This window comes from Variovorax sp. 10N432 (genome assembly GCF_056394465.1).
Genome location: NZ_JBFTHX010000014.1, coordinates 29397 through 52369 on the forward strand (window position 1 = coordinate 29397; position 22973 = coordinate 52369).

Annotated in this window: 20 protein-coding genes and 1 riboswitch; of the genes, 18 read left to right on the forward strand and 2 right to left on the reverse strand. The window is 68.5% G+C overall.

What is annotated here, in order from left to right; all coding sequences use genetic code 11:
* Nucleotide 1 precedes the first annotated feature (1 nt).
* The 11 genes from aceK to AC1DF3_RS17660 all read left to right on the forward strand — a co-directional run bounded on the left by aceK (nucleotide 2) and on the right by AC1DF3_RS17660 (nucleotide 12962).
* Nucleotides 2-1813, forward strand: coding sequence for a bifunctional isocitrate dehydrogenase kinase/phosphatase (aceK, locus tag AC1DF3_RS17610; protein ID WP_478140340.1), 1812 nt, complete (start codon nucleotides 2-4; stop codon nucleotides 1811-1813).
* 33 nt (nucleotides 1814-1846) lie between these two features.
* Complete coding sequence (locus AC1DF3_RS17615; protein ID WP_286534878.1) at nucleotides 1847-3031, forward strand: acetyl-CoA C-acyltransferase; 1185 nt, start codon at nucleotides 1847-1849, stop codon at nucleotides 3029-3031.
* 47 nt (nucleotides 3032-3078) lie between these two features.
* Entirely contained in the window at nucleotides 3079-4326 is a 1248-nt protein-coding gene (locus AC1DF3_RS17620; RefSeq protein ID WP_478140341.1) for a glutamate carboxypeptidase, read from the forward strand.
* A 4-nt stretch (nucleotides 4327-4330) separates the two neighbouring features.
* On the forward strand, nucleotides 4331-4960 hold the full coding sequence (locus tag AC1DF3_RS17625; protein WP_478140342.1) for a pyridoxamine 5'-phosphate oxidase family protein: 630 nt from the start codon (nucleotides 4331-4333) through the stop codon (nucleotides 4958-4960).
* Between the two features lie 25 nt (nucleotides 4961-4985).
* A complete protein-coding gene (locus tag AC1DF3_RS17630) occupies nucleotides 4986-6116 on the forward strand; it encodes an acyl-CoA dehydrogenase family protein (protein ID WP_478140343.1) in 1131 nt (376 codons plus the stop codon).
* Nucleotides 6117-6228: 112 nt separating this feature from the next.
* Complete coding sequence (locus tag AC1DF3_RS17635; RefSeq protein ID WP_286534876.1) at nucleotides 6229-6669, forward strand: YchJ family protein; 441 nt, start codon at nucleotides 6229-6231, stop codon at nucleotides 6667-6669.
* 220 nt (nucleotides 6670-6889) lie between these two features.
* Complete coding sequence (locus AC1DF3_RS17640; protein WP_478140344.1) at nucleotides 6890-7741, forward strand: DUF3047 domain-containing protein; 852 nt, start codon at nucleotides 6890-6892, stop codon at nucleotides 7739-7741.
* A gap of 37 nt (nucleotides 7742-7778) precedes the next feature.
* Complete coding sequence (locus AC1DF3_RS17645; protein WP_478140345.1) at nucleotides 7779-8744, forward strand: VTT domain-containing protein; 966 nt, start codon at nucleotides 7779-7781, stop codon at nucleotides 8742-8744.
* A gap of 27 nt (nucleotides 8745-8771) precedes the next feature.
* Nucleotides 8772-8877, forward strand: a riboswitch (TPP riboswitch).
* 82 nt (nucleotides 8878-8959) lie between these two features.
* A complete protein-coding gene (gene thiC / locus AC1DF3_RS17650; RefSeq protein ID WP_478140346.1) occupies nucleotides 8960-10840 on the forward strand; it encodes a phosphomethylpyrimidine synthase ThiC in 1881 nt (626 codons plus the stop codon).
* Between the two features lie 42 nt (nucleotides 10841-10882).
* Entirely contained in the window at nucleotides 10883-11575 is a 693-nt protein-coding gene (locus tag AC1DF3_RS17655; protein WP_286534872.1) for an HAD family hydrolase, read from the forward strand.
* Between the two features lie 10 nt (nucleotides 11576-11585).
* A complete protein-coding gene (locus tag AC1DF3_RS17660; RefSeq protein WP_286534871.1) occupies nucleotides 11586-12962 on the forward strand; it encodes a patatin-like phospholipase family protein in 1377 nt (458 codons plus the stop codon).
* Nucleotides 12963-12965: 3 nt separating this feature from the next.
* On the opposite strand, the gene AC1DF3_RS17665 is transcribed toward AC1DF3_RS17660, so the two are convergent.
* Nucleotides 12966-13169 carry a hypothetical protein gene (locus AC1DF3_RS17665; protein ID WP_286534870.1) on the reverse strand — a complete coding sequence of 68 codons (204 nt, stop codon included), beginning with the start codon at nucleotides 13167-13169 and terminating at the stop codon, nucleotides 12966-12968.
* 74 nt (nucleotides 13170-13243) lie between these two features.
* Complete coding sequence (locus AC1DF3_RS17670; protein ID WP_478140347.1) at nucleotides 13244-14296, reverse strand: AraC family transcriptional regulator; 1053 nt, start codon at nucleotides 14294-14296, stop codon at nucleotides 13244-13246.
* 130 nt (nucleotides 14297-14426) lie between these two features.
* On the opposite strand from AC1DF3_RS17670, the gene AC1DF3_RS17675 reads away from it, so the two are divergent.
* From AC1DF3_RS17675 to AC1DF3_RS17705, 7 genes are read left to right on the forward strand one after another with little or no spacing between them, the layout of a single operon-like run.
* Complete coding sequence (locus AC1DF3_RS17675) at nucleotides 14427-15599, forward strand: isovaleryl-CoA dehydrogenase (protein ID WP_286370134.1); 1173 nt, start codon at nucleotides 14427-14429, stop codon at nucleotides 15597-15599.
* Nucleotides 15600-15609: 10 nt separating this feature from the next.
* Nucleotides 15610-17313: an AMP-binding protein gene (locus AC1DF3_RS17680; protein ID WP_478140348.1), complete on the forward strand. Its 1704-nt coding sequence runs from the start codon at nucleotides 15610-15612 to the stop codon at nucleotides 17311-17313.
* Nucleotides 17310-18920: a carboxyl transferase domain-containing protein gene (locus AC1DF3_RS17685; protein WP_286529535.1), complete on the forward strand. Its 1611-nt coding sequence runs from the start codon at nucleotides 17310-17312 to the stop codon at nucleotides 18918-18920. The genes AC1DF3_RS17680 and AC1DF3_RS17685 overlap by 4 nt, the downstream gene beginning before the upstream one ends.
* Nucleotides 18921-18925: 5 nt before the next feature.
* On the forward strand, nucleotides 18926-19438 hold the full coding sequence (locus AC1DF3_RS17690) for a DinB family protein (RefSeq protein ID WP_286534866.1): 513 nt from the start codon (nucleotides 18926-18928) through the stop codon (nucleotides 19436-19438).
* Nucleotides 19435-20229 carry an enoyl-CoA hydratase/isomerase family protein gene (locus tag AC1DF3_RS17695; RefSeq protein ID WP_286529540.1) on the forward strand — a complete coding sequence of 265 codons (795 nt, stop codon included), beginning with the start codon at nucleotides 19435-19437 and terminating at the stop codon, nucleotides 20227-20229. Before AC1DF3_RS17690 ends, AC1DF3_RS17695 begins: the two co-directional genes overlap by 4 nt.
* Nucleotides 20226-20897 (forward strand): DUF4126 domain-containing protein, encoded by a 672-nt coding sequence (locus tag AC1DF3_RS17700; RefSeq protein WP_286534865.1) that lies wholly within the window; start codon nucleotides 20226-20228, stop codon nucleotides 20895-20897. The genes AC1DF3_RS17695 and AC1DF3_RS17700 overlap by 4 nt, the downstream gene beginning before the upstream one ends.
* Nucleotides 20890-22971: an acetyl/propionyl/methylcrotonyl-CoA carboxylase subunit alpha gene (locus AC1DF3_RS17705; RefSeq protein ID WP_478140349.1), complete on the forward strand. Its 2082-nt coding sequence runs from the start codon at nucleotides 20890-20892 to the stop codon at nucleotides 22969-22971. The genes AC1DF3_RS17700 and AC1DF3_RS17705 overlap by 8 nt, the downstream gene beginning before the upstream one ends.
* Nucleotides 22972-22973 lie beyond the last annotated feature (2 nt).

Genomic DNA, 22973 nt, shown 5'->3' on the forward strand with positions numbered 1-22973 from the left:
CATGTTCCCGCAGCGCCTCGATTCGCCGCTCGCCTATGACATCGCCCGTGCGATGCGCGACGGCTTCGATCGGCACTATCGGCTCTTCCGCGCCGAGTCGGCGCGCGCAAAGCACCGCTTCGAGACCGCCGACTGGCACGGCCAGCAGCGGGCCCAGCGCGAGCGGATCGAGTTCTACGACCTGCGGGTGGGCGAGGCGGTGGCGCGGCTCGAGAAGGAATTCAAGGCCGGCGAGCAGCCGATGGAGGTCTGGCACCAGATCAAGCTGCACTTCATCGGCCTGCTGGTCGACCACCACCAGCCGGAACTGGCCGAGACCTTCTTCAATTCGGTCACGACCAAGATCCTGCATCGGGCCTATTTTCAGAACGATTTCATCTTCGTGCGGCCGGCGATCAGCACCGAGTACATCGAGCCGCGCGACGCGCCGACCTACCGCGCCTACTACCCCGAACGCGACACGCTGGCCGACACGGTCGAGCGGATGCTCGAGGACTACGCGCTGCAAGGGCGCTATGCCGACCGCCGCCGCGACGCCGAATGCGTGGCGGCCGCGATCCTCGGACGCTTCCACCAGGTCAAGCTGCGCGCCAATTTCCAGCTGCAGGTGCTGTCGGGGCTGTTCTACCGCAACAAGGGCGCCTACGTGGTCGGCAAGATCAACAACGGCTTCATCGAGATGCCGTTCGCGCTGCCGATCCTGCACGACGCGGAGGGCCGGTTCCATGTCGACGCCGCGCTGTTCGGCGAGGAAGACCTGCAGATGCTGTTCAGCTTCGCGCGGGCCTATTTCATGGTGGACATGGAGGTGCCCTCGGCCTACGTGCAGTTCCTGCGCTCGCTGATGCCGCGCAAGCCGCGCGCCGAGATCTACAACGCGCTCGGCCTGGCCAAGCAGGGCAAGACGCTGTTCTATCGCGACTTCCTCTACCACCTCAACTATTCCACCGACCGGTTCCGCATCGCGCCGGGCATCAAGGGCATGGTGATGCTGGTGTTCGACCTGCCGTCGTTTCCGTACGTGTTCAAGGTCATCAAGGACTTCTTCCCGCCGCAGAAGGACACCACGCGCGAGCAGGTCAAGCGCAAGTACCTGCTCGTGAAGCAGCACGACCGCGTCGGGCGGATGGCCGATACGCTGGAGTACAGCGACGTCGGATTTCCGTTCGACCGCTTCGAGCCCGAGCTGATCGAGGAAATCCGCAAGTTCGCGCCGAGCCAGCTCGAGATCGGCGACCGCGACGGCAACGGGGAAATGGAGATCGTGGTCAAGCACGTCTACATCGAGCGCCGCATGATCCCGCTGAACCTCTTCCTGCAGGAGTCCCTCGACCTGCTGGCGCAGCCCGAGCACGCGCGGCGCGCGAGCAAGCAACTGGAGCACGCGGTGATCGAGTACGGCAATGCGATCAAGGACATGGTGGCGGCCAACATCTTCCCGGGCGACATGCTCTGGAAGAACTTCGGCCTCACGCGCGGCGGCAAGGTGGTGTTCTACGACTATGACGAGATCGAATACCTCACCGACTGCAATTTCCGCAAGGTGCCGGCGCCGCGCAACGAAGAGGACGAGATGAGCGGCGAGGTCTGGTATTCGGTCGGCCCGAAGGACGTCTTCCCGGAGACCTTCGAGCCCTTCCTGCTCGGCAATCCGGCGGTGCGCGAGGCCTTCATGGCCCACCATGCCGACCTGCTCGACGCCGCCTTCTGGCAGAGCCACAAGCAGCGCATCCAGGCCGGGCAGATGCTGGACGTCTTTCCCTACGACGAGTCGCTGCGCTTCAAGCACGACAACGCCACCCCCTATTTCTGATTTCTGACTGACAACCACTGAAGGAGCAAATCCATGAGCGAATCGATCGTGATCGTCGGCGCCGCCCGCACCCCGATGGGCGGCTTCCAGGGCGACTTCTCATCCCTCTCGGCGCATGACCTCGGCGGCGTCGCCATCAAGGCGGCGGTCGAGCGCGCCGGCATCCCGGCCGACAGCGTCGGCGAGGTGCTGTTCGGCAACTGCCTGATGGCCGGCCAGGGCCAGGCGCCGGCCCGCCAGGCGGCCTACAAGGGGGGCCTGCCCGACAGCGCGGGCGCGGTCACGCTCAGCAAGATGTGCGGCTCGGCCATGAAGGCCGCGATGCTGGCGCACGACATGCTGCTGGCGGGCACCCACGAGGTGATGGTGGCCGGCGGCATGGAAAGCATGACCAACGCGCCCTACCTGATGCTCAAGGGCCGCGGCGGCTACCGCATGGGCCACGACCGCATCTTCGACCACATGATGCTCGACGGCCTGGAAGACGCCTACCAGCCGGGCCGCTCGATGGGCACCTTCGGCGAGGACTGCGCGGCCAAGTACAAGTTCACGCGCGAGCAGCAGGATGCCTTCGCGATCGCCAGCGTCGAGCGCGCCAAGGCGGCGACCAGCTCCGGCGCCTTCAAGGCCGAGATCGCGGCGGTCACCGTCAAGGGCCGCGGCGGCGACACCGTGATCGAGATCGACGAAGGCCCGGGCAAGGTCAAGCTCGACAAGATCCCGACGCTCAAGCCGGCCTTCAAGAAGGACGGCGGCACCATCACCGCGGCGTCTAGCTCGTCGATCAACGACGGCGCAGCGGCGCTGGTGATGATGACCGGCAGCGGCGCCAAGAAGAACGGCGCCAAGCCGATTGCCCGCATCGTCGCCCACGCCACGCATGCGCAGCAGCCCGAGTGGTTCTCCACCGCCCCGGTGGGCGCGGTCGCCAAGCTGTTCAAGAAGACCGGCTGGAGCGTCAAGGACGTCGACCTGTGGGAGGTCAACGAGGCTTTCGCGGTGGTGCCGATGGCGCTGATGCACGAGCTGGGCGTGTCGCACGACATCGTCAACGTCCACGGCGGCGCCTGCGCACTGGGCCACCCGATCGGCGCCAGCGGCGCGCGCATCATGGTGACGCTGATCCATGCGCTGCAGCAGCGCGGCAAGAAGCGCGGCGTCGCCACGCTTTGCATCGGCGGCGGCGAAGGCACGGCGGTGGCGATCGAGCTGGTCTGACCCGCCTTCCTAGAATCACTCTTCTTCTTTTTCGGAGTTCCTTTTCGATGCCTTCGGTTTTCCCCCGCAGCGCGCTGGCCGCGCTGCTCGCCACCGCCTTCGTCGCACCCGCCGCCTGGAGCCAGACCCGCGACCAGGCCCTGTTCGCTGCCGCCACGGCCGAAAAGCCCGCCGTCATCAAGACGCTCGAGACGCTGGTCAACATCGAGACCGGCACCGGTGACGGCGAGGGCATGGCCTCGGCCGGCAGCTACCTCGAGTCCGAGCTGAAGGCGCTGGGCTTCACGGTCACGCGCAGCAAATCGACCGGCATTGTGGTCGGCGACAACATCGTCGGCAAGCTGAAGGGCAAGGGCGGCAAGAACCTGCTGCTGCTCTCGCACATGGACACGGTCTACCTCAAGGGCATCCTCGCCAAGGCGCCGTTCCGCGTCGAAGGCGACAAGGCCTACGGCCCCGGCATCGCCGACGACAAGGGCGGCAACGCGGTCGTCGTGCACACGCTCAAGCTGCTCAAGGACCGCGGCTTCAAGGACTTCGGCACGATCACGGTGCTGTTCAACACCGACGAGGAAAAGGGCTCCTTCGGCTCGCGCGACCTGATCCAGGAAGAGGCCGCCAAGGCCGACTACGTGCTGTCGTTCGAGCCCACCGGCGCCGGCAAGGAAGACCTCTCGCTCGGCACCTCGGGCATCGCCTACGTCCAGGTCAACATCACGGGCAGGGCCTCGCATGCCGGCGCGGCGCCGGAGCTCGGCGTCAATTCGCTGGTCGAAGCTTCCGACCTGGTGCTGCGCACGATGGACATCGACGACAAGGCCAAGGGCCTGCGCTTCAACTGGACCATCGGCAAGGCCGGCGCGGTGTCCAACATCATCCCGGCCAGCGCCACGCTGAATGCCGACGTGCGCTACGCGAAGAACGAGGACTTCGATGCCGCGATGAAGACGCTCGAGCACAAGGCGCAGCAGAAGAAGCTGCCGGAGGCCGAGGTCAAGGTGCTCGTCACGCGCGGCCGTCCGGCCTTCAACGCGGGCGAGGGCGGCCGCAAGCTCGTCGACAAGGCGGTGGGCTACTACAAGGAAGCCGGTGGCGAGCTCGCCATCGTCGAGCGCACCGGCGGCGGCACCGACGCCGCCTATGCGGCGCTCGCGGGCAAGCCGGTCATCGAAAGCCTGGGCCTGCCGGGCTTCGGCTACCACAGCGACAAGGCCGAGTACGTGGACAGCAGCGCGATCCCGCGCCGGCTGTACATGGCCAGCAAGCTGATCATGGACCTCGGCCAGGGCAAGTAGGCCCATGATCCGCACCCTCGATGAGTTGCGCGCGCTCTATGCAGCGCCCGGCGAGCGGGCGCTGCGCAAGCAACTCACGCAACTCGACGTGCATTGCCAGCGTTTCGTCGCGCTGTCGCCGTTCTGCGTGATTGCCAGCGCGGGTGCGCCGGGCCAATTGCTCGATGCTTCGCCGCGCGGCGGACTTCCAGGCTTCGTGAAGGTCGCCGACCCGAACACGCTGTGGGTGCCGGACAGCGGCGGCAACAACCGGCTCGACACGCTTGAGAACCTGCTGGCCGACCCGCGAATCGGCCTGCTCTTCATGGTCCCCGGCGTGGAAGAGACGTTGCGCGTCAACGGCATCGCCCGCCTGCGCGACGAACCCGGTTTCGTCGATGCATTTGCGCAGGAGCGCCAGCGGCCGCGACTGGTCGTCGAGGTGCAGGTGAAGGAAGCGTATCTGCACTGTCCCAAGGCCTTCATGCGCTCGGATCTTTGGCAGACTCCAAGCTGGCCGGCGCGCAGCGTGCTGCCGAGCCTGAACCAGATGCTTCACGACCAGACTCGTGTCACAGAGGCGCCCGAACCCGCCGCCGACATGCTTGCGCGCTACCGCGACCAGATTGCGCAAGAGCGCAAGCCCACGCCCTGATTCCCTCTCACCGAATGCCACCACCATGCTGCTGACCCCCGACCAGGAAGCCATCCGCGACGCCGTGCGCGCCTTCGCCCAAGCCGAGCTCTGGCCCCACGCGCCGCAATGGGACCGCGACCACAGCTTTCCCAAGGCCGCGCACGAAGGCCTGGCGGCGCTCGGCGCCTACGGCATCTGCGTGCCCGAGGAAGACGGCGGCGCCGGGCTCGACTACCTGACGCTGGCGCTGGTGCTGGAAGAAATCGCGGCCGGCGACGGCGGCACCAGCACCGCGATCAGCGTGACCAACTGCCCGGTCAACGCGATCCTGATGCGCTACGGCAATGCGCAGCAGAAGAAGCAGTGGCTGCAGCCGCTGGCGCAGGGCCGCATGCTCGGCGCCTTCTGCCTGACCGAGCCGCAGGCCGGCAGCGACGCCTCGTCCTTGCGCACCACGGCGCGCAAGGAGGGCGACGGCTGGGTGATCGACGGCGTCAAGCAGTTCATCACCAGCGGCAAGAACGGGCAGGTCGCGATCGTGATCGCGGTCACCGACAAGGGCGCTGGCAAGCGCGGCATGAGCGCCTTCATCGTGCCGACCGACGCGCCCGGCTACAACGTGGCGCGGCTGGAAGACAAGCTGGGCCAGCATTCGAGCGACACCGCGCAGATCAATTTCGACGCCTGCCGCATCCCGCTGGAGAACCTGATCGGCCAGGAAGGCGAGGGCTACAAGATCGCGCTCGGCGCGCTGGAGGGCGGGCGCATCGGCATCGCCGCCCAGAGCGTGGGCATGGCGCGCAGCGCGTTCGAGGTGGCGCTGGCCTATGCCAAGGAGCGCCAGGCCTTCGGCGGCAGCATCTTCGACCAGCAGGCGGTGGGCTTCCGGCTCGCCGAATGCGCCACCCAGCTCGAGGCGGCTCGGCAGCTGATCTGGCATGCGGCCGCCCTGCGCGACGCCGGCCGGCCCTGCCTCAAGGAGGCGGCGATGGCCAAGCTGTTCGCCAGCGAGATGGCCGAGCGGGTCTGCAGCGCCGCGATTCAGACGCTGGGCGGCTACGGCTACGTCAACGATTTTCCGCTCGAGCGCATCTACCGGGATGTGCGCGTGTGCCAGATCTACGAAGGCACTTCTGACATCCAGAAGCTGCTGATCCAGCGGGCGCTAGCCTGAGACCTTGCGGGACAGACCAAGAAATTGCGCAGCAATTTTTGCTCTGTCCTCAACGGATCAGGTGGGCTCTGCACAATACGCCCTGGAACTTTCCCTCGCCCACGCCTTTTTCATGTCCGCATCCCCCTCCAGCCCCGCCCGTGTCCCCTGCCCCTGCGGGCGCCGCGACCGGCGGGAGCTGCCCCTGGCCTACACGCAGTGCTGCGGCCGCTACGTGGACGATTTTGCGCACACGCCGGCACCGGATGCCGAATCGCTGATGCGCTCGCGCTACACCGCCTTCGTGCGCGAACGCGCCGACTACCTGCTGGCCACATGGCACGCCTCGACCCGACCGGCGAGCATCGACTTCGAGCCTGCCGTGAAATGGCTGGGCCTGGACGTCCGCTCGCGCTCGGTGCTGGATGCCGACCACGCGGAGGTCGAGTTCGTCGCCCGCCAGCGCAACGGCGCCGGCGAGGCGAGCCGGCTGCACGAGCGCAGCCGCTTCGTGCGCCAGGAGGATGACGAGGGGCTCCATCGCTGGTATTACGTCGACGGCGACCTTCACTGACGGATTTGGTCGGAAAGGTCCGTCGGCCCGCACCCGGACTCGAATCGATGCTATTGATTTCGTAGCAATCCCGACGGATTGTGTCCCTTGCGGCGACAGAGCGATTCCTTCCGGGCTATTTATCTTGCGCCGCTCCTGCCTCACACTCCGTACCCTGTGATTGTTGCGCCGAAGGCGCAGCGACGATCCGCTCAACCGGCCGCAGGCCAAGAGGTGCACCATGGGCAGCTGGACGAACCGCACGCTGGATTGGGGGCGGCTTTGCGCCGCGATGGCGCTGCCGGCCGTGGCCGCGCTGCTCTTGGCCGCGCCGGACGCGCGCGCGCAGGACAAGAACCTGCTCACGCCCTTCTCGGGCGCGACCGGAGCCCAGCCGCCCGCGCCGTGGCATTTCACCACCTTGCCCAACAAGTCGCCGACCCGCTTCGAGGTCGATCAGCTCGACGGCCAGCGCGTGCTCAAGGTCGATGCCGACAACTCCTACGGGAACTTGGTGCATCCCGCCCGAGTGGAGCTCAACGAGCAGGCCACGCTGGCCTGGCGCTGGCGGGTGGAGTCTTTCGTCGAGGGCGCCGACCTGCGCACGCGCTCCGGCGACGATGGCGCGGCCAAGGTCTGCGTGTTCTTCGATTTCCCGGCCGACCGGCTGTCCGTCGGCGAGCGCACCCGTCTGTCGCTGGCGCGCCGCGCCACCGGCGAGGCGGTGCCGACCGAGACCCTGTGCTACGTCTGGGACAACAAGGAAGCCAAGGGCAACGCGTTCGACAACGCCTTCACCAAGCGCATCCGCATGGTGGTGCTCGAATCCGGCGCCGCGGCCAAGCCGGGCAGCTGGACCTCCGAGCGCCGCAACCTGCTGTCGGACTACCGCCGTGCCTTCGGCGAAGAGGCCGGCGACATCCGGCCCGACGTGACGGCGGTGGCGGTCTCGGCCGACGCCGACAACACCCACGGCCACGGCATCGCCTACTTCTCGGATCTCGACCTCCGCGGCAATCCGCCCTCGCCGGCGGCCGCGGCGGCCGCCTCGCCCGCGCCAGCGTCGGCCGACCGGCCGGCTCAGGGCCAATAGCGGCTCACCTGGCCCCGGCCTCCACGTCACTACAACCATGAACGACTTCGTCTCGCTCCTCGCCAGCCAGGGCGCCGCCCTGGTCTTCGCCGCCACGCTCGCGACGCGCCTCGGGGCGCCGGTACCGGCCGTGCCGTTCCTGGTCGTGGCGGGCGGGTTGACGGTCGGCGGGCAGCTGTCCGTGGTCGCGGTGGTGCTGGCGGCGGTGCTCGGCAACATCCTCGGCGACGGCGTCTGGTTCCTGGCCGGGCGCCGCTGGGGCTACCGCGTGATGCGGCTGCTGTGCCGGATCTCGCTGTCGCCCGACTCCTGCGTCCGACGCAGCGAATCGATCCTCGGGCGCTGGGGCGGGTGGTCGCTGATCGCAGCCAAGTTCGTGCCCGGTGTCTCGGTGGTGGCGCCGCCGATGGCCGGCGCCCTTGGCATGTCGAACCTGCGGTTCCTGGCCTACGAAACCGTGGCCGCGCTGATCTGGACCCTGCTTTGCCTGTTCGTGGGCCGGATCTTCCATGCAGCGATCCAGGACGTCCTCGCGGTGATCTCCAACATCGGCCTGGGCGCGCTGGCGATCGGCGTGCTGGCGCTGGCGGCCTTCATCGGCTGGCGCTGGCGGCAACGCCGGCTGGCGCAGCAGGTCGACGATATCGTCCACATCCAGGTCGAAGCCTTGCGCGAGGCCCTGGCGGCGGGCGCCGGCCCGACAGTCATCGACGTCCGCTCGGACGAGGCCCGCGCGCTCGACGCTCGGGCGATCCCGGGCGCGATCGGCATCGGCCTGAAGCAGCTGCCGAAGCGGCTCTCGGCTTTTGCCGATGGCCGCGAAGTGGTCGTCTTCTGCGATTGCCCCGACGACGCCACGGCGATCGCGGCGGCGCGCGTGCTGATGGGCGCGGGCCTGCCGCGGGTGCGCGTGCTGGCGGGCGGCCTGGACGCCTGGGCGGCGTTGCATGCCGCCGAGCCGATGCGGACGGTTCCGCCACTGGCGGCGGCACACTCCGCTTGATTGCGGGGCCGCAAGGCACCTAGAATCGGCCCCGCTCCGGGGTGCACGCAGATGCGTGCTGAGATGGCCAAGCCGCCGAACCCGCGAACTTGATCTGGTTCATACCAGCGTAAGAAGAGCTGCGACTCCCCGGCACCCCCACTCCCTTTTCCGGAGCGATGCCGTCCAGAGGCATCGCGGAGCACCCTTTGTTTTCAAGAACAGGAGTGCCCCGCATGAATGCCAGCGACAAGTTCGCTTCCCTGCTCACGCTCACGCGCGAGCCCTTCCCGGCCTCGACCAAGGGCGCCATCGCCGGCAGCCGGCCCGACTTGCGCGTCCCGGTGCGCGAAGTGGCGCTGACCAATGGCGAGCGGGTGTCTCTCTACGACACCTCGGGCCCGTACACCGACCCGGCGGCCGACATCGACATCCGCCGCGGGCTGCCCGGCGTGCGCGATGCGTGGATCTCCGAACGCAACGACACCGAACGCTACGAGGGCCGCCTGCATCTCGCGCTGGACGATGGCGCGACCCATGCCGACCGCGATGCCCAGCGCATCGCCGAGCTGCGCGCCGGCGCCGCCGCGCTGCAGCGCACGCCGCGCCGCGCCAAGGCCGGTGCCAACGTCACGCAGATGCACTACGCCCGGCGCGGCATCGTGACGCCCGAGATGGAGTATGTGGCGCTGCGCGAGAACGGCCGGCGCGAATGGATGGCCGAGTACATGGCCGACGAGGCGCGCGAGAAGCGGCTGGCCGGCAACCCGATGGGCGCCCGCATCCCGAAGATCATCACGCCCGAGTTCGTGCGCGACGAAGTGGCGCGCGGCCGCGCCATCATCCCGGCCAACATCAACCACCCGGAAGTCGAGCCGATGGCGATCGGGCGCAACTTCAAGGTCAAGATCAACGCCAACATCGGCAACTCCGCCGTGACCTCCAGCATCGAGGAAGAGGTCGAGAAACTGGTGTGGGCGATCCGCTGGGGCGCCGACAACGTGATGGACCTGTCGACCGGCCGCAACATCCACACCACGCGCGACTGGATCGTGCGCAACAGCCCGGTGCCGATCGGCACGGTGCCGATCTACCAGGCGCTGGAGAAGGTCGGCGGCGTGGCCGAGGACCTGACCTGGGAAATCTACCGCGACACGCTGATCGAGCAGGCCGAGCAGGGCGTCGACTACTTCACCATCCACGCCGGGCTGCGGCTGCCTTTCATCCATCTCACGGCGGATCGGCGCACCGGCATCGTCTCGCGCGGCGGCTCGATCATGGCCAAGTGGTGCATCTCGCACCACAAGGAGAGCTTCCTCTACACGCACTTCGAGGACATCTGCGACATCATGAAGGCCTACGACGTGAGCTTCTCGCTCGGCGACGGCCTGCGCCCGGGCTGCGCCTCGGACGCCAACGACGAAGCCCAGTTCGCCGAGCTGCGCACCCTGGGAGAGCTGACGCAGATCGCCTGGAAGCAGGACGTCCAGACCATGATCGAGGGCCCGGGCCACGTGCCGATGCACCTGATCCAGGCCAACATGGACGAGCAGCTGAAGCACTGCCACGAGGCGCCGTTCTACACCCTGGGCCCGCTGACCATCGACATCGCGCCGGGCTACGACCACATCGCCAGCGCGATCGGCGCCGCGATGATCGGCTGGGCCGGCACCGCGATGCTGTGCTACGTCACGCCGAAGGAGCACTTGGGCCTGCCGGACCGCGACGACGTCAAGCAGGGGATCATCGCGTACAAGATCGCGGCGCACGCGGCCGACGTGGCCAAGGGGCACCCGGGTGCGCGTTCGCGCGACGACGCGCTGTCGAAGGCGCGCTTCGAGTTCCGCTGGCAGGACCAGTTCAACCTCGGCCTCGACCCCGACACCGCGCGCGAGTTCCACGACGAGACCCTGCCCAAGGACAGCAGCAAGGTGGCGCATTTCTGCTCGATGTGCGGGCCCAAGTTCTGCTCGATGAAGATCACCCAGGAGGTGCGCGAATACGCCGCCCAGCGCGGCATCGAGGCGACCGACGCGGTCGAGGACGGCATGGCCGGCAAGTCGGCCGAGTTCAAGGCCGCCGGCGGCGAGATCTACATTCCGATCCGACCAGCCTGAGTCGTCATGCTTCCGGGGGGCGACGTTGTTACGATCGCTCCCATGAAAGCTCCTCCCTTCGACGCCGTCCTGTTCGACTGCGACGGCGTCCTGGTCGACTCCGAACCCATCACCAACCGCGTGCTCGCCGAGATGCTCGGCGAGCTCGGCTGGGCGATCAGCACCGAGGAATCGATGCGGATCTTCACCGGCAAGGCGGTCAAGGACGAAGCCGCGCTGATCGAGGCCAGGACCGGCTTCGCGATCACGCCCGAGTGGCTGCACGGCTTCCGCGGCCGCCGCAACGAGGCGCTGGAACGTGACCTGCTCGCGATTCCCAACGCCGCCCTGGCGGTGCGCGCGCTGCACGCGGCGCTGGACGGCCGCATTGCCTGCGCCTCGGGCGCCGATCGTCACAAGGTCGAGCTGCAGCTCGAGAAGATCGGCATCCTGGACTGCTTCGCAGGCAGGATCTTCAGCGGCCACGAAACCCCGCGCTCCAAGCCCGCGCCGGACGTCTACCTGGCGGCGGCGGCGGCGCTCGGCGTCGACCCGGCGCGCTGCGCGGTGGTCGAGGACACGGTCACCGGGGCCACCGCCGGCGTCGCAGCCGGCGCCACCGTGTTCGGCTACAGCCCGAGCGATCTCGGCCACAGCGGGCCCGAAGCGCTGCGGGCCGTCGGCGTGGCACAGATCTTCACCGACATGGCGCAGCTGCCCGGACTGCTGGCCGACTGGCGCCCCGCCGTCGCCTGATACCCACCGCATGCCCGGCCTGCGCGCGCTCTGTGGTCTCCTGATCGCCGCCTGCCTGGCGGGCTGTTCGTCGATCCGGCCATGGCTCAACGAGCCGCTGGTCGAGCGGGCGCCGCCGACTTCCAGCCTGATGGCGCCGGCGTCGGGCCGCGACCCCACGATCCTGGTCGCCGTGACGCTCTCCGGCGGCGGCGCGCGTGCCGCCGCTTTCGGCTATGGCGTGCTGGAGGAACTGCGCCGCACCAGGTTCGACCTGAACGGCCGCCACTCCGACCTGCTCGACGCCACCGACGTGATCAGCGGGGTCTCGGGCGGCAGCATCCTCGCGGCCTACTACGCGGCTTTCGGTGCCGACAGGCTGCCTGACTTCGAGCGCGACTTCCTGCGCCAGAACTTCCAGAACAGCCTGATCCTGCAGGCCCTTCGGCCGGGCAGCCTGCATGACCTCACATCGCCCTGGTATGGCCGCAGCCACCTGCTGGCGCGCCGGCTCGACGAGATCTACGAGGGCAAGACCTACGCCGACATCGAGCGCAACCCGCGCCATCCGCAGCTGGTGATCGCGGCCACCGACATGTCGCTGGGCACGCCCTTCGAATTCACGGCCGACCAGTTCGAGCTGATCTGCTCGGACCTGCAGAGCGTGCCGCTGTCGTTCGCGGTCGCGGCCTCGTCGGCGGTGCCGATCCTGCTGAGCCCGCTGACGCTCAAGAACTATTCGCAGGAGTGCCGCGATCGTGGCATCGTGCCGCGGCTCGCCGTGCGCGGCGGCGGCAACTACCGGGCCCGCATGTTCCGCATGCAGGCCAACAGCTACCTCGATGCGCAGAGCCGCCCCTTCATCCACCTGGTCGACGGCGGCGTGGCCGACAACCTGGCGGTGCGCCGGCTGCTCGACCGCGCCCTGGTCGGCGGCGGCCTGCGCGAGAGCTTCGAGGAGGTCGGCATCCCGCGCGGCAGCGTTCGCAAGCTGATCGTGATCAGCGTCAACTCGGCCCGTGATCCGGCCAACAACATCGACCAGAGCGACCGGGTGCCGGGTGTCCGCGCGGTGGCCGACACGCTGCTGTTCGGTGCCGGCGCGCGCGCCACTCTCGAGACCCAGGAGTTCCTGCTCGACACCGCGCGCCAATGGCGGGATGACCTCAAGTCGCGCAGCGCCGACGGCTCGGATGCGTTCGCGCCCGACGCCGAGATCCATGTGGTGCAGGTCAACCTGCGCGATGCCGCCGACGGCGAGCTGCGGCAGCGGCTGATGCAGGTGCCGACCGCGTTCTCGATCAGCGATGAAGAGGTGACGCGGCTGATCGCGGCGGGGCGCAGCGTATTGCAGCGTTCGCCCGACTTCCAGGCCTTGAAGCGGTCGCTGGGCGCGGCGCCCGATTGAGACTCAGGCGTTGCCGCGCGGCAGCGTGGCCGTGGCCATCGTGGTGAGCGACGCCACCATCGCCCGGGCCCGGTCCGCCCACATGTGCGACACCAGCTGCTCGGCGTTCTCGGTCACGAAACCGGCGTTGCGGGTGCGGCCCGAGGTCGCGATGAAGTCCATCAGGTCGGCGAAGGCCGAGCTGTCGGTGTCAGGAGTCTGCTGCATGCGGCGATCGTAGGGCGAGGCCAGTGCCCGTTGCGTCGGACAGGCACTGATTGGGTGCCCGGCAGCGCACTATTTCACGGATTCGTCGTGCCGCTGGCCGGCGGCAGGCCGTTGCGCCTCACTTCGCCCGGCGTGGCGCCTGACCAGGCCCTGAATGCGCGCGAGAAACTTTTCTCATTGCGGAATCCCACCGCCAGCGCGATCTGCTTGATCGGCCGGTCGGTCCGGCGCAGCTGGTCGGCCGCCGTTCGGTGGCGGATCTCGTCCTTGAGGGCCTGCAGCGACACGCCTTCTTCCATCAGCTGGCGGTGCAGGGTGCGGGTCGACAGGTTCAACAGGGCCGCCAAGGCCTCGGCGGTCGTGGCCTCGGCGGCGCGGGTGCGCAGCAGCTCGCGCACCCGCTGGCCCAGCAGGCGGTCGCGCCGGTACTGCAGCACCGTGAGTGGCAGGGCGCGGCGCAGCATGGTGCGCAGCGCCGCCTCGTCGCGCCGCAGCGGCAGCGCGAGGTAGCGCGGATCGAAGCTGTAGCTGGCCCGTTCGGCGCCGAAGCGCAGGCTGCCGCCGAACATCAGCGGATAGGCCTCCCGGTGGGGCGGTGCCTCGAACGGAAAAGCGGTGGCGCTGAGGGACACCCGCGAATCAATCGCCCAGCAGGCATAGCCGTGGAGGAATCGCAGGTTCGACACCAGGCAGAACTCGCGGAAATCGCCCAGTGGCCGGTGTTCGCTGATCGACACGGTCGCCAGGCCGTCGGCCTGCGACAGCTCGAGCGTGATGTCGTTGGTCAGGAGGCGCAGGTGCCGGCACCAGCGCTTGATCGCCACCCCCAGGTCGGGCGCGCCCAGGGAGGCCCGGCACAGCATGCCGTAGCTGCCCCACGGCAACTTGCGCCGGAACCAGCCCAGCGCCTCGTCGTCGAGCTCCTGCATCGCGAAGCCCGACAGGACCTCGAATTGCGCCGCGGTCACGCGGGCCTGGGGGTCGGCCAGTTCGCGCGGCGTGATCTGTGCCTGTGCCAGGGCCTCCGAAGGGTCGACGCCATAGCGTTCGTAGCCACTAACGATCGCTCGCACGAAGGCCATCGGCGTGGCTGCGCGGCGGGTGCTCTGGAGCGGGGATGAGGACATGTCGCCGTGGGGTTCAGCTGGCGTGATTTGCAACCATTGTGGCGCCAAATGCGCCGACACACGGCGTAAGCTGCGAACTTCCGCCTCGGAAAGTTCCGGCGCGGGCCTGACCGACCAAGGAGACAAACCCATGCACGATCCCGGCCTGAACTTCGACCTGGGCGACACCATCGATTCGCTGCGCGACGCGATCCAGGACTTCGCCGCCCACGAGATCACGCCGCGCGCCGCCGACATCGACCGCGAGAACCTGTTCCCGGCCGACCTCTGGAAGAAGCTCGGCGACCTCGGCCTGCACGGCATGACCGTGAAGGAGGAATACGGCGGCACCGAGCTCGGCTACCTGGCGCACATCGTGGCGATGGAAGAAGTCTCGCGGGCCTCGGCCTCGGTCGGGCTCTCGTACGGCGCGCATTCCAACCTGTGCGTGAACCAGATCCACCGCAACGGCAGCGAGGCGCAGAAGAAGAAGTACCTGCCCAAGCTGGTGAGCGGCGAGCATGTGGGTGCGCTGGCCATGAGCGAGCCCAATGCCGGCTCCGACGTGGTCAGCATGAAGCTGCGGGCCGAGAAGAAGGGCGACCGCTACGTGCTCAACGGCGGCAAGATGTGGATCACCAACGGCGGCGACGCTGACACGCTGGTGATCTACGCCAAGACCGAGCCCGAGATGGGCGCCCGCGGCATGACCGCCTTCATCGTCGAGAAGGGTTTCAAGGGCTTCTCGGCCGGCACCAAGCTCGACAAGCTCGGCATGCGCGGCTCCAACACCTTCCCGCTCTACTTCGACAACTGCGAGGTGCCTGAAGAAAACGTGCTGGGCGGCGAGGGCATGGGCGCCAAGGTGCTGATGAGCGGCCTCGACTTCGAGCGCGCGGTGCTCTCCGGTGGCCCCCTGGGCATCATGGCGGCCTGCATGGATGCGGTGCTGCCCTTCGTGCACGAGCGCCAGCAGTTCGGCCAGAGCATCGGCGAATTCCAGCTGATGCAGGGCAAGCTGGCCGACATGTACTCGACCTGGCAGGCCACGCGTGCCTACGTGTACGCGGTCGGCAAAGCCTGCGACCGCAGCGACCACGCGCGCACCTTCCGCAAGGACGCGGCCGGCGCCATCCTGTACTCGGCCGAGAAGGCGACCTGGATGGCCGGCGAGGCGATCCAGGCGCTGGGCGGCGTGGGCTACACCAAGGACTTCCCGGTCGAGCGGCTCTGGCGCGACGCCAAGCTCTACGAGATCGGCGCCGGCACCAGCGAGATCCGGCGCATGCTGATCGGCCGCGAACTGTTCGCCGAGACCGCCTGACGGAGGCGCGATGAACCCGACGCTGAGCATGGCGCATGGCGCCACCGACGTGCCGCTGATCGAGCAGACGATCGGCGACTTCTTCGACGACATGGCGGCCCGGCAGGGCGACCACGAAGCGCTGGTCAGCGTGCACGAGGGCAAGCGCTACAGCTACCGCGAACTCCGGCGCGAAGTCGACCGTCTCGCCAGCGCCTTGTTGGGACTGGGGCTGATGCCGGGCGACCGGGTCGGCATCTGGTCGCACAACAACGCGCCCTGGGTGCTGATGCAGCTGGCCACGGCCAAGGTCGGCATCGTGCTGGTCAACATCAACCCGGCCTATCGCACCTCGGAGCTCGAATACGCGCTCAACAAGGTGGCGTGCAAGGCGCTGGTCACGATGAAGCGCTTCAAGACCAGCGACTACGTCGGCATGCTGCGCGAGCTGGCGCCCGAGCTGGCCGGCTCGGCACCCGGTGCCTTGAAGTCTGCCCGCCTGCCGCACCTGCGCACCGTGGCCTGGATCGATGCCGCGGGCGACGAGGGCGAGCTGCCGGGGCTGCTGCGCTTCTCGGCGCTGCACGAAAGCGGGCGAGCCGATGACCCGCAGGTCGCCGCGATCGCCAGGACGCTCAAGGCCGGCGATCCGATCAACATCCAGTTCACCAGCGGCACCACCGGCTTCCCCAAGGGCGCCACGCTGACCCACCGCAACATCCTCAACAACGGCTTCTTCATCGGCGAATGCATGAAGCTGACGCCGGTCGACCGGCTGTGCATCCCGGTGCCGCTCTACCATTGCTTCGGCATGGTGCTGGGCAACCTGGCCTGCCTGACGCACGGCGCGACCATCGTCTATCCGAACGACGGCTTCGATCCGCTCACCGTGATGCAGACGGTGCAGGACGAGAAGTGCACCGGGCTGCACGGCGTGCCGACCATGTTCATCGCCGAACTCGACCATCCGCGCTTCAAGGACTTCGACTTCAGCAGCCTGCGCACCGGCATCATGGCCGGCTCGCCATGCCCGACCGAGGTCATGAAGCGCGTGGTCGAGCAGATGCACCTGCGCGAGATCACGATCGCCTACGGCATGACCGAGACCAGCCCGGTGAGCTGCCAGAGCTCGACCGACACGCCGCTCGAGAAGCGGGTGTCGACCGTCGGCACGGTGCAGCCGCACCTCGAGATCAAGATCGTCGATCCGGTCGACGGCGCCATCGTGCCGCGCGGCAGCTCGGGCGAGTTTTGCACCCGTGGCTACTCGGTCATGCACGGCTACTGGGAAGACCCCGAGAAGACGCGCGAGGCGATCGACGCCGAGGGCTGGATGCACACCGGCGACCTCGCCACCATGGACGCCGAGGGCTACGTCAACATCGTCGGCCGCATCAAGGACCTGGTGATCCGCGGCGGCGAGAACATCTACCCGCGCGAGATCGAGGAGTTCCTGTATCGCCATCCGAAGGTGCAGGACGTGCAGGTGGTCGGACTGCCCGACAAGAAATACGGCGAAGAGCTCTGCGCCTGGATCATCGCCAAGCCGGGCCAGAGCGTGACGGCCGACGAGGTGCGCGAGTTCTGCAAGGGGCAGATCGCGCACTACAAGGTGCCGCGCTACATCGAGTTCGTGRCCGAGTTTCCGATGACGGTCACGGGCAAGATCCAGAAGTTCAAGATTCGCGAAGCAATGAAGCACCAGCTCGGGCTGGACGAGGACAAGACTGCATGAAGCTCGAGACCCAACTCAATGCCCGCTCGGCGGAATTCCAGGCCAACGCGACCGCGATGCGCGCATTGGTCGACGACCTGCACGTGCAGTTCGCCAAGGTCGAGGCCGGCGGCGGCGAGGCCGCGCGCAGCAAGCACACGGCGCGCGGCAAGCTGCTGCCGCGCGACCGCGTGGCCCAGCTGCTGGACCCGGGCACGCCCTTTCTCGAAGTGGCGCCGCTCGCCGCGCATGCGATGTATCACGGCGCAGCGCCCGGCGCGGGCCTGATCGCGGGCATCGGCCGGGTCAGCGGCGTCGACTGCATGATCGTCTGCAACGACGCGACAGTGAAGGGCGGCACCTACTACCCGGTCACGGTCAAGAAGCACCTGCGGGCGCAGGAGATCGCCGAGCAGAACCGGCTGCCCTGCATCTACCTGGTCGACTCCGGCGGCGCCAACCTGCCGAACCAGGACGAGGTCTTTCCCGACCGCGACCACTTCGGCCGCATCTTCTACAACCAGGCGCAGATGAGCGCGCAGGGCATCGCGCAGATCGCGGTCGTGATGGGCTCCTGCACCGCGGGCGGCGCCTACGTGCCGGCGATGAGCGACGAGAGCATCATCGTCAAGAACCAGGGCACCATCTTCCTGGGCGGCCCGCCCCTCGTGAAGGCGGCCACCGGTGAAGTCGTCACCGCAGAAGACCTGGGCGGCGGCGACGTCCACACGCGGCTGTCGGGCGTGGCCGACCATCTGGCGCAGAACGACCTGCATGCGCTGGCGCTGGCGCGCTCTGCAGTGGCCAACCTGAACGCTCGCAAGGCGGCTGCCGAGGCGGCCCCGGCGGCTGCGATCCGCGCACCGGCCTTCCCGGTCGAAGAGCTCTACGGCGTCATCCCCACCGACACCCGCAAGCCCTTCGACGTGCGCGAGATCATCGCCCGCATCGTCGACGGCAGCGAGTTCCACGAATTCAAGTCGCGCTTCGGCAGCACGCTGGTCTGCGGCTTCGCCGAGATCGAGGGCATGCCGGTGGGCATCGTCGCCAACAACGGCATTCTCTTCAGCGAGTCGGCGCAGAAGGGCGCCCACTTCATCGAGCTGTGCTGCCAGCGCAAGACGCCGCTGGTGTTCCTGCAGAACATCACGGGCTTCATGGTCGGGCGCAAGTACGAGAACGAGGGCATCGCGCGCCACGGCGCCAAGATGGTGACCGCGGTGGCCACCGCCAACGTGCCCAAGTTCACGATCATCATCGGCGGCAGCTTCGGCGCCGGCAACTACGGCATGTGCGGGCGCGCCTATTCGCCGCGCTTCCTCTGGATGTGGCCCAACGCGCGCATCAGCGTGATGGGCGGCGAGCAGGCCGCGAGCGTGCTGGCCACGGTCAAGCGCGACGGCATCGAGGCCAAGGGCGGGCAGTGGAGCGCCGACGAAGAAGAAGCCTTCAAGTCGCCGATCCGCCAGCAGTACGAGGTGCAGGGCCATCCCTACTACGCGACCGCGCGGCTGTGGGACGACGGCATCATCGATCCGGCCGACACGCGGCGCGTGCTGGCGCTGGGCCTGGCGGCGTCGCGCAATGCGCCGATCCCCGAGCCGAAGTTCGGCATCTTCCGCATGTGAGCGCCATGACGCTCGCGAACTACTTCGCCAGCCTCGCGCGCTACCACGTGTGGGCGACCGAGCGGCTGATCGGGTCGAACCTGGCGGGCCTGTCCGAGGCGGACTGGCATCGCGAATGCGGCCTCTACTTTCGCTCGGTGCACCGCACGGTCAACCATCTTCTGGTGACCGACGACATCTGGTTCGCTCGTTTCGCCGAAGGCCGGTCGCTGCGCCTGCCGCTGGACACCGAGCTGCATGCGGACCGCGGCGAGGCCTGCCAGGCGCTGGGTCAGGCCGTGCAGCGATGGAGCCCCTGGCTGGCGGAGCAGGCGCCCGAGCGCTTCGACGGCGATCTCGCCTACACCCGCAACAACGGCGACGCGGTGCGCATTCCATTCGCACCGGCGCTCGGCCATGTCTTCAACCACGCGACCCACCATCGCGGCCAGCTCAGCGCCGCGCTGACCGCCATGGCCCGGCCCGGGCCCGAACTCGACTGGGTCTATCTGCTGCAACAGGAAGCGAAATCCTCATGAGCACGTCCTTCACCAAGCTGAAGCTGTCGATCGACGGCGCGGTCGCGCGCATCTGGCTCGACCAGCCCGAGGCGCGCAATGCCTTCGACGACATCGTGATCGCCGAGCTGACGCAGGCCTTCACCGAGGCCGGCGCCGCGCCGCAGGTCAGGGCCATCGTGCTCGGCGCCAACGGCCCGGCCTTCTGCGCCGGCGCCAACCTCAACTGGATGCGGCGCATGGCCGACTACACGCGCGACGAGAACATCGCCGACGCCGGCAAGCTGGCCGAGATGCTGCGAACCATCGCCGACTGTCCCAAGCCCACCATCGCGCGCGTGCAGGGCGACGTCTATGCCGGCGGCATGGGCCTGGTCGCCGCCTGCGACATCGCGGTCAGCGTCGACAGCGCCTGGTACTGCCTGAGCGAGGTCAAGATCGGCCTGGTGCCGGCGACCATCAGCCCCTACGTGCTGCGCGCGATGGGCACGCGGGCGGCGCAGCGCTGGTTCCTCACGGCCGAGCGCTTCGCGGCCGCCGAGGCGCACCGCATCGGCCTGGTGCACGAGGTGGTGGCGGCCGACGCGCTCGATGCCAAGGTGGCCGAGCTAGTGAAGGCGCTGACCGGTGCCAGCCCGGCCGCGGTGCGGGCCTGCAAGACGCTGATCGCCGATGTCGCCGGCCGGGAGATCGACGATGCGCTGATCGCGAAGACGGTCGAAGGCATCGCCGACATCCGCGCCAGCGACGAGGGGCGCGAGGGCGTGCAGTCGTTCCTGCAGAAGCGCAAGCCTTCCTGGTTGAATCCATGAACTCGCTCGACATGCCGCAACTGCTCGCGCTGGCCGCCGCGCTGGGGTGGGCCAGCGGCGTGCGCCTGTACCTGGTGGTGCTGCTGACCGGCCTGGCCGGCTATCTGGGCTGGATTCCGTTGCCGAGCGGCCTGCAGTTGCTCGCGCACCCGGTGGTGCTGGCGGCCAGCGGCTTCATGGTCTTCGTCGAGTTCTTCGCCGACAAGATCCCGGGCCTCGATTCGATCTGGGACATGGTTCATACGGCGATCCGCATTCCGGCCGGGGCAGCGCTGGCGGCGGGCGTCTTCGGTGCCGACCATGCCGCGATGGCGCTGGTGGCGGCCCTGCTCGGCGGCGGCTTCGCGGCCACCGCGCATGCGGCCAAGGCCACCACGCGGGCCGCGATCAACACCTCGCCCGAGCCTTTCACGAATGTGGGCGCCTCGCTGGTCGAGGACACGGCGGTGCCGGTCGGCCTGTGGCTGGCGGTGGCGCATCCGCTGGTGTTCGGGCTGCTGTTCATCGCCGTGCTGGTGCTCAGCGTCTGGCTGATCCGCAAGAGCTGGCGCTTCCTCAAGTCCTTGTTCGGCCGTGTGGCGCGGATCTTCAGCGGCCGGTCCGATCCGGGCGTGGTGCCCGCCTTCCAGCTCAAGAAAAATCCTCCTGGAGACTCATCGAATGTTTAAGAAGATCCTGATCGCCAACCGTGGCGAGATCGCCTGCCGAGTGGCTTCGACGGCGCGCCGCATGGCCATCCGGACGGTGGCGGTGTACTCCGACGCCGACGCCCACGCCAACCACGTGCGGGCCTGCGACGAGTCGGTGTACCTGGGCGGCAGCGCGCCCAAGGACAGCTACCTGCGCTGGGAGAAGATCCTCGAGGCCGCCAAGGCCACGGGTGCCGAGGCGGTGCACCCGGGCTACGGCTTCCTGAGCGAGAACGAGGAATTCGCGCAGGCCTGCGCCGATGCCGGCCTGGTCTTCATCGGCCCGCCGCCGTCGGCGATCAAGGCCATGGGCCTCAAGGCGGAGTCGAAGCAGCTGATGGAGAAGGCCCGTGTGCCGCTGGTGCCGGGCTACCACGGGAGGGACCAGGACCCGGCGCTGCTGCAGCGCGAGGCCGACCGCATCGGCTACCCGGTGCTGATCAAGGCCAGCGCGGGCGGCGGCGGCAAGGGCATGCGGGTGGTCGAGAAGGCCGGCGACTTTGCTGGCGCTCTGGCCTCGTGCCAACGCGAGGCGATCAACAGCTTCGGCGACGACGCGGTGCTGATCGAGAAGTACGTGCAGCGGCCGCGCCACATCGAGATCCAGGTCTTCGGCGACACCCAGGGCAACTACGTCTACCTGTTCGAGCGCGACTGCTCGGTGCAGCGCCGCCACCAGAAGGTGCTCGAGGAAGCGCCCGCGCCCGGCATGACCGAGGCGATGCGCAGGCAGATGGGCGAGGCGGCGGTGGCGGCGGCGCGGGCCGTGAACTACGTTGGCGCCGGCACGGTGGAGTTCATCGTCGAGCAGCGCGGCGATGCGGGGACGAGCGCCGCGCCGGGCCGCCCCAAGCAAGCGAGCGCCCCCTCGGGGGGCAGCGAGGACACGCCAGTGCCGAGCGTGGGGGCCAACATGTCTTTCTTCTTCATGGAGATGAATACGCGGCTGCAGGTGGAGCATCCGGTGACCGAGGCGATCACCGGGCTCGATCTGGTCGAATGGCAGCTGCGCGTGGCTTCGGGCGAGGCATTGCCGTTGAAGCAGGAGCAGCTGCAGATCCACGGCCACGCGATCGAGGCGCGCATCTGCGCCGAGAACCCCGACAACAACTTCCTGCCCGCCACCGGCACCTTGCGGGTGTACCGCAAGCCACAGGCGACCGCCTTCCAGCGCAGCCGCGTGCGCATCGACGACGGCGTGCGCGAAGGCGGCGTGATCTCGCCTTTCTACGATTCGATGATCGCCAAGCTGATCGTGCATGGTGCGACCCGCGAAGAGGCGCTGGCGCGGCTGGACCTCGCGCTGGCGCAGACGCACATCGTCGGCGTGTCGACCAACGTGCAGTTCCTGCGCGGCATCCTGCGCACCGATTCGTTCGCCAATGCCAAGCTCGATACCGCGCTGATCGAGCGCGAGCGCGCGGTGCTGTTCGACCAGGAGCCGCTGGGCCTGCCGCTGGCGGCCGCGGCATCGATCGCGCGCACGCTGCTGGCCGAGGCGGCGAGCGCCAATGGCGATCCGTTCAGCCGGCGCGATGGCTGGCAGTCGCATGGCGTGGCGACGCGGCCCTTCGAATTCGAGTTCCGCGGCGAGCCGCAGAGCGCCACGCTGCGCTACCTGCACGATGGTGCGCTGTGGCTGCAGGTCGGCGACGTGGCCGGCCCGCTGGTGATCGGCAGCTTTCCCTCGGGCGAGCTCGAGCTGCAGTTCGGCGGCCAGCGCCATACGCTCAACGTCTACCAGGACGAGGACACGGCCTATGTCTTCGGCGCCGAGGGCGCGACCCGGATCCTCGCGATCGACCGCCTCGCGCACGCGGGCGAGACCCATGCCGAAGGCGGCCGGCTGACGGCGCCGATGCCCGGCAAGGTCGTTTCCTTCGCGGTCAAGGCCGGTGACAAGGTCAGCCGCGGCCAGCCGCTGGCCGTGATGGAGGCGATGAAGATGGAGCACACGATCGCGGCGCCGGCGGATGGCACTGTCGAGGAGCTGCTGTACGTGCCGGGGGACCAGGTCGCCGAGGGGGCCGAGTTGCTGCGCATCGCGGTTTAAGC

Coding starts and splice junctions, on each gene's coding strand:
- aceK (WP_478140340.1), top strand. CDS start 2: ATGTTCCCGCAGCGCCTCGATTCGCCGCTCGCCTATGACATCGCCCGT.
- AC1DF3_RS17615 (WP_286534878.1), top strand. CDS start 1,847: ATGAGCGAATCGATCGTGATCGTCGGCGCCGCCCGCACCCCGATGGGC.
- AC1DF3_RS17620 (WP_478140341.1), top strand. CDS start 3,079: ATGCCTTCGGTTTTCCCCCGCAGCGCGCTGGCCGCGCTGCTCGCCACC.
- AC1DF3_RS17625 (WP_478140342.1), top strand. CDS start 4,331: ATGATCCGCACCCTCGATGAGTTGCGCGCGCTCTATGCAGCGCCCGGC.
- AC1DF3_RS17630 (WP_478140343.1), top strand. CDS start 4,986: ATGCTGCTGACCCCCGACCAGGAAGCCATCCGCGACGCCGTGCGCGCC.
- AC1DF3_RS17635 (WP_286534876.1), top strand. CDS start 6,229: ATGTCCGCATCCCCCTCCAGCCCCGCCCGTGTCCCCTGCCCCTGCGGG.
- AC1DF3_RS17640 (WP_478140344.1), top strand. CDS start 6,890: ATGGGCAGCTGGACGAACCGCACGCTGGATTGGGGGCGGCTTTGCGCC.
- AC1DF3_RS17645 (WP_478140345.1), top strand. CDS start 7,779: ATGAACGACTTCGTCTCGCTCCTCGCCAGCCAGGGCGCCGCCCTGGTC.
- thiC (WP_478140346.1), top strand. CDS start 8,960: ATGAATGCCAGCGACAAGTTCGCTTCCCTGCTCACGCTCACGCGCGAG.
- AC1DF3_RS17655 (WP_286534872.1), top strand. CDS start 10,883: ATGAAAGCTCCTCCCTTCGACGCCGTCCTGTTCGACTGCGACGGCGTC.
- AC1DF3_RS17660 (WP_286534871.1), top strand. CDS start 11,586: ATGCCCGGCCTGCGCGCGCTCTGTGGTCTCCTGATCGCCGCCTGCCTG.
- AC1DF3_RS17665 (WP_286534870.1), bottom strand. CDS start 13,169: ATGCAGCAGACTCCTGACACCGACAGCTCGGCCTTCGCCGACCTGATG.
- AC1DF3_RS17670 (WP_478140347.1), bottom strand. CDS start 14,296: ATGTCCTCATCCCCGCTCCAGAGCACCCGCCGCGCAGCCACGCCGATG.
- AC1DF3_RS17675 (WP_286370134.1), top strand. CDS start 14,427: ATGCACGATCCCGGCCTGAACTTCGACCTGGGCGACACCATCGATTCG.
- AC1DF3_RS17685 (WP_286529535.1), top strand. CDS start 17,310: ATGAAGCTCGAGACCCAACTCAATGCCCGCTCGGCGGAATTCCAGGCC.
- AC1DF3_RS17690 (WP_286534866.1), top strand. CDS start 18,926: ATGACGCTCGCGAACTACTTCGCCAGCCTCGCGCGCTACCACGTGTGG.
- AC1DF3_RS17695 (WP_286529540.1), top strand. CDS start 19,435: ATGAGCACGTCCTTCACCAAGCTGAAGCTGTCGATCGACGGCGCGGTC.
- AC1DF3_RS17700 (WP_286534865.1), top strand. CDS start 20,226: ATGAACTCGCTCGACATGCCGCAACTGCTCGCGCTGGCCGCCGCGCTG.
- AC1DF3_RS17705 (WP_478140349.1), top strand. CDS start 20,890: ATGTTTAAGAAGATCCTGATCGCCAACCGTGGCGAGATCGCCTGCCGA.